The sequence below is a fragment of the Cryobacterium sp. 10I1 genome (assembly GCF_035019805.1).
Lineage (GTDB): Bacteria > Actinomycetota > Actinomycetes > Actinomycetales > Microbacteriaceae > Cryobacterium > Cryobacterium glucosi.
Map to the genome: position 1 here is coordinate 1 of NZ_JASJVF010000228.1, position 5,229 is coordinate 5,229.

5 protein-coding genes and 2 pseudogenes are annotated in these 5,229 nt (G+C 70.5%); all 7 read left to right on the top strand.

All coding sequences use genetic code 11. The features are described from left to right. Positions 1 to 198, top strand: a pseudogene (locus QN345_RS15240) (nitrite/sulfite reductase); the annotation flags it as partial. After that, positions 195 to 950 carry a phosphoadenylyl-sulfate reductase gene (locus QN345_RS15245; protein WP_134447567.1) on the top strand — a complete coding sequence of 252 codons (756 nt, stop codon included), beginning with the start codon at positions 195 to 197 and terminating at the stop codon, positions 948 to 950. The pseudogene QN345_RS15240 and the gene QN345_RS15245, both read left to right, overlap by 4 nt. A gap of 35 nt (positions 951 to 985) precedes the next feature. Next, entirely contained in the window at positions 986 to 1,915 is a 930-nt protein-coding gene (cysD, locus tag QN345_RS15250) for a sulfate adenylyltransferase subunit CysD (protein WP_134448069.1), read from the top strand. Beyond that, positions 1,915 to 3,273, top strand: a complete 1,359-nt coding sequence (locus tag QN345_RS15255) for a sulfate adenylyltransferase subunit 1 (RefSeq protein WP_134447565.1) — start codon at positions 1,915 to 1,917, stop codon at positions 3,271 to 3,273. Before cysD ends, QN345_RS15255 begins: the two co-directional genes overlap by 1 nt. Before the next feature lie 119 nt (positions 3,274 to 3,392). Further along, positions 3,393 to 4,121: an ABC transporter ATP-binding protein gene (locus QN345_RS15260; protein WP_323508823.1), complete on the top strand. Its 729-nt coding sequence runs from the start codon at positions 3,393 to 3,395 to the stop codon at positions 4,119 to 4,121. Next, complete coding sequence (locus QN345_RS15265; RefSeq protein ID WP_323508822.1) at positions 4,111 to 5,055, top strand: ABC transporter permease; 945 nt, start codon at positions 4,111 to 4,113, stop codon at positions 5,053 to 5,055. The genes QN345_RS15260 and QN345_RS15265 overlap by 11 nt, the downstream gene beginning before the upstream one ends. Before the next feature lie 17 nt (positions 5,056 to 5,072). Next, positions 5,073 to 5,229, top strand: a pseudogene (locus QN345_RS15270) (SAM-dependent methyltransferase); the annotation flags it as partial.

The following is a 5,229-nucleotide window of genomic DNA, read 5'->3' on the forward strand; positions in this document are numbered from 1 at the left end:
GTGCACCTCGGCGGCGGCCTCGCCTCGCAGGACCGCGAAGAGGCCGGTCTCGGCCGAACCGTCCGCGGCCTCAAGGTGACCGCTGACGACATCGCCGACTACGTCGAACGCATTGTGCTCCGCTTCCTCGCCGACCGCGGCGAGACAGAGACCTTTGCCGTCTGGGCGCACCGAGCCGACGAGGAGGCCCTGCAATGAGCGACACCACAACCGGAACCGGACCCACGACCGTCACCACGACGGCCGTCGCTCCCCGGCGGAGCGCCGAGGAACTCAAGGCGCTCGCCGCCCGCGGAGCCGCTGAGCTCGGCGAGGCCGGCTACGCCGAGGTCGTCGCCTGGGTCGCGGCGAACTTCCCCGTCGCCCACGTCGCCGTCGCGTGCTCGATGGCCGACGCCGTCCTCCCGCACGTCGTCGCCGCGCAGCTGCCCGGCGTGGACGTGCTCTTCCTCGACACCGGGTACCACTTCGCCGAGACCTACGAGACCCGCGACACCGTCGCCCGGCTTCTCCCGGTGCGGATCGTCGACGTGCTCCCCGCGAAGACCGTCCCGGAACAGGACGCCGAGCACGGCGCGGAACTCTTCAGCCGCGACCCGAACCTCTGCTGCGCGATGCGCAAGGTCGAACCCCTGCAGCGCTCGCTCACGGGCTACGAACTCTGGTTCACCGGCGTGCGACGCGACGAGGCACCGACCCGGGCGAACACCCCGCTCGTGACCTGGGACGAGCGCAACGGCCTCGTCAAGGTCAACCCGCTCGCGGCGTGGAGCTTCGACGACATCCTCGACTACGCCGGCTACCACCAGGTTCCGGTGAACCCGCTGCTCGAGCAGGGGTACCCCTCCATCGGCTGCGCGCCGTGCACGAAGCCCGTCGCCGCTGGCGACGATCCCCGATCCGGACGCTGGGCGAACCTGGCCAAGACAGAATGCGGGCTCCACGAGTGAACGCCGTCACGACAGCCACGACCACCACGACCGCCATGACATCCGCGCCGCCCGTGCAGGCGGCCGGGAGCCACCGGCTTTCCCAGCTCGACGTGCTCGAGAGCGAGGCGATCCACATCATCCGTGAGGTCGTCGCAGAATTCGAACGTCCCGTCCTGCTGTTCTCCGGCGGCAAGGACTCCGTCGTCGTGCTGCACCTCGCCGCGAAGGCCTTCTGGCCCGGCAAGGTGCCGTTCGGGCTGTTGCACGTGGACACCGGCCACAACTTCCCAGAGGTCCTCGCGTTCCGGGACGCGACGGTCGCGCGCCTCGGCCTCCGCCTCACCGTCGCGAAGGTCCAGGACTACATCGACGACGGCCGCCTGCAGGAGCGCGCCGACGGCACCCGCAACCCGCTTCAGACGCTCCCGCTCCTCGACGGGATCGCCGCAGGCCGCCACGACGCGGTCTTCGGCGGCGCCCGCCGCGACGAGGACAAGGCCCGCGCGAAGGAGCGCATCCTCTCGCTCCGCGACGAATTCGGCCAGTGGGATCCCCGCAACCAGCGCCCCGAACTCTGGAACCTCTACAACGGCCGTCACACGGTCGGCCAGCACGTGCGCGCGTTCCCGATCAGCAACTGGACGGAGTACAACGTCTGGCGCTACATCGAACGCGAGGGCATCGAACTGCCGCCGCTGTACTACGCCCACGAGCGCGAGGTCTTCCGCCGCGACGGCATGTGGCGGGCGATCGGCCCCGTCTCAGAGCCGCGCCCGGGCGAAGCAGTCGAGACCCGCACCGTCCGCTACCGCACGGTCGGCGACATGAGCTGCACCGGCGCCGTCGAATCGGACGCCGCATCCGTCGCCGCCGTCGTGCGCGAGGTCGCCCTCTCCACCATCACCGAACGCGGCGCGACGCGCGCCGACGACCGCATCTCCGAAGCGGCCATGGAAGACCGCAAGAAGGACGGGTACTTCTGATGACTCAGGCACTCCTCAGCCCGGCGGATGCCGGCACCCACGACGGCGCAGACGCCCCGGGAACCCTGTTCCGGTTCGCGACCGCCGGCTCCGTCGACGACGGCAAGTCGACCCTCGTCGGGCGTCTCCTGCACGACTCGAAGGCGATCCTCGCCGACCAGCTCGAGTCCGTCACCCGAACGTCCACGGAGCGCGGCTTCGGCGGCGACGACGGCGGCATCGACTTCGCGCTGCTCACCGACGGCCTCCGCGCCGAACGCGAGCAGGGCATCACGATCGACGTCGCGTACCGCTACTTCGCGACAGCGCGCCGCTCCTTCATCCTCGCCGACTGCCCCGGGCACGTGCAGTACACCCGCAACATGGTCACCGGCGCTACGACGGCCGACGCCGTGATCATGCTCATCGACGCGCGCAAGGGCGTGCTCGAGCAGACCAGGCGGCACCTCTCCGTGGTGTCCCTGCTGCGCGTGCCGCATGTGATCATCGCGGTCAACAAGATCGACCTCCTCGACTACGACGAGTCCGCGTTCGCAGCGGTCGCAGCATCGGTGCGCGCCGTCACGGCCGATCTCGGCCTCGGTGCCGTGCACGTGCTGCCCGTCTCTGCGCTCGTCGGAGACAACGTCGTCGACCGTTCGCCACGGACCCCCTGGTACGACGGGCCGAGCCTGCTCGAACTGCTCGAGAGCCTCCCGGTCGTCGACGAGGTCGAGACCGCGATCGAGGCGTTCCGGCTGCCCGTTCAGCTCGTGCTCCGGCCCCAGGGCGCCGTCGCCGTCGCACCGGAGGATGCGGACTCCTTCCGCGACTACCGGGCGTACGCCGGGCAGGTCGCTTCGGGCACCGTCCGGGTCGGCGACAGCGTGAGCGTCGCCCCGGGCGGGGCGACGACCGTCGTGACCGGCATCGACTTCGCCGGCATCGAACTCACCGAGGCGTTCGCACCGATGTCGATCGCCGTGCGCCTCTCCGACGACCTCGACATCGCCCGCGGTGCGGTCATCGGCGCAGCGGGCACCCTGCCCGAATCGACCAGGGAACTCACCGCCGCGTTGTTCTGGCTGGACCCGCGGGCACTCAGGCCGGGCGACCGCACCCTGGTCAAGTTCGGCACGAACACCGTCCAGGCCCTCGTAGCCGCCGTCACCGGGCGCCTCAACCTCGACACGCTCGAACTCGAACCGGCCGGCAGCCTCGAGGTCAACGACATCGGCGAGGTCGGCCTGCGCCTCGCGGCTCCGCTGCCGATCGAGACCTTCACCGAGAACCGCCGTTCCGGCGCGTTCCTCGTGATCAACGCGCAGGACGGTGCCACCCTCGCCGCAGGGATCGTCACCGGCTCTGGAGCACGGTGAGCGCCGTGTCCGTGACAGAGCGCGACCGCACCGACGGTTCAGGGAACCGGCCGCAGGGCATCAGCGTCAGCACAAACACCGCGCCTGCCGCGGTCGTCGCAGCGGACGTCGAGACCGCGATCCGGGTCGAGGGACTGTCCAAGCGGTTCGGCAAGGCCGGACCCGTGGTGCTCGACAACATCAACCTCACGATCAAGCCTGGCGAATTCGTCTGCCTGCTCGGCGCATCCGGATGCGGCAAGTCGACCCTGCTCAACATCATCGCCGGCCTCGAACACCCGTCGGAGGGCACCGTCACGGTCGCGAGCGGGAAGAGCGCCGTCATGTTCCAGGAGTCGGCCCTGTTCCCCTGGCTGACCGCGAGCCGCAACGTGGAACTCGCCCTCAAGCTGCGCGGGGTCCCGCGCGGCCGGCGTCGCGGCGAGGTACTCGAGCTCCTCGACCTGGTCAACCTCGCGGATGCCGCGAACAAGCGCCCGCACGAGCTCTCCGGGGGCATGCGGCAGCGTGTCGCCCTCGCCAGGTCACTCGCGCAGGACCGCAAGGTCCTGCTGATGGACGAGCCCTTCGCCGCCCTCGACGCGATCACCCGCGATCTGCTCCACGAGGAACTCGAACGGGTCTGGCATGAAACCGGCCGCACGATCGTGTTCGTCACGCACAACGTGCGCGAGGCCGCACGGCTCGGGCAGCGGGTGCTGCTGATGTCGAGCCGTCCCGGCCGGATCAGGAACGAGTGGCGCATCGAGGACAACGGTCCGCGCCGGATCGAATCCCCGGAGGTTTCCCGCCTCTCCATCGAGATCACCAACCACCTCCGAGAGGAGATCCGCCGTAATGCCGCCTGAGACCCGTTCCGAGACCATCACCCCCGGCTCCCTGGAGCCCGACGCCGCGTCCGGCTCCTCGGTGAGCACCCGGGCGGACTTCCGTTCGCTCGAAGCCGGGCTCGACGCCCTGCAGACGTCCCCCCTCGTCGAGAAGGGCCCGTGGCGCCGGTTCGCCGACGGCGTCCTGCCGCCGGTCGTGCTCCTGCTCGCCCTCATCGCGGCGTGGCAGTTCTATATCGTGATCGCCAAGCCGCGCCCCGACCTCACTCCCGGTCCGCTCGACGTGCTCACCTCGATCACCGACCTCTGGTCGACCGGTCACCTGCAGACGGCTGTGGTCACGAGCCTCTCCCGCGGCGGGATCGGGTTCCTGATCGCCGTCGCGATCGGAACCCCGCTCGGCCTTCTCCTTGCGGAGTGGCGGCTGCTCCGCCGCGCGCTCGGACCGCTGCTCTCCGGGCTGCAGGTGCTTCCTTCCGTCGCCTGGGTGCCCGCTGCGATCCTCTGGTTTGGCCTGAGCGACGCGACCGTGTACTTCGTCGTGCTGATGGGCGCCGTCCCCTCGATCGCCAACGGGCTGGTCGCCGGCGTCGACCAGATCCCGCCGCAGCTGCGCCGCGTGGGCACCGTGCTCGGCGCGAACCGCTTCGAGATGGCCACCCTCGTCGTGCTGCCCGCCGCGATGCCCGGCTACCTCGCGGGCCTCAAGCAGGGCTGGGCCTTCTCCTGGCGGTCCCTGATGGCAGCGGAGATCATCGCCGTCGGCGGCTCGATCGGTTTCGGCCTCGGTTCGAGGCTGCAGCAGAGCCGCGAGCTCGCCGACCTGCCCGGGGTGCTCGCGACGATCCTGGTGATCCTGTTCGTCGGCATCCTCGTCGAGCTCGTGCTCTTCGCCCCGGCAGAACGCCGGTTGCTCCGCCGCCGCGGCCTCTACCTGACGGCCGGCCGGTGAGCCCCGACACCGTGCGCCCCGGCACCGTGCACCTGGTCGGTGGCGGACCCGGCGATCCCGGCCTGATCACCGTGCTCGGCCGCCGGCTGCTCGACGAAGCGGATGTCGTCATCGCCGACCGGCTCGGCCCGCGCTCCCTGCTCGGCGAGCTCGATCCCGGCGTTCTCGTGATCG

What these genes read in the sequence shown, in the direction of transcription:
- QN345_RS15245 (WP_134447567.1), top strand. Translation starts at nt 195, where the DNA reads ATGAGCGACACCACAACCGGAACCGGACCCACGACCGTCACCACGACG.
- cysD (WP_134448069.1), top strand. Translation starts at nt 986, where the DNA reads ATGACATCCGCGCCGCCCGTGCAGGCGGCCGGGAGCCACCGGCTTTCC.
- QN345_RS15255 (WP_134447565.1), top strand. Translation starts at nt 1,915, where the DNA reads ATGACTCAGGCACTCCTCAGCCCGGCGGATGCCGGCACCCACGACGGC.
- QN345_RS15265 (WP_323508822.1), top strand. Translation starts at nt 4,111, where the DNA reads ATGCCGCCTGAGACCCGTTCCGAGACCATCACCCCCGGCTCCCTGGAG.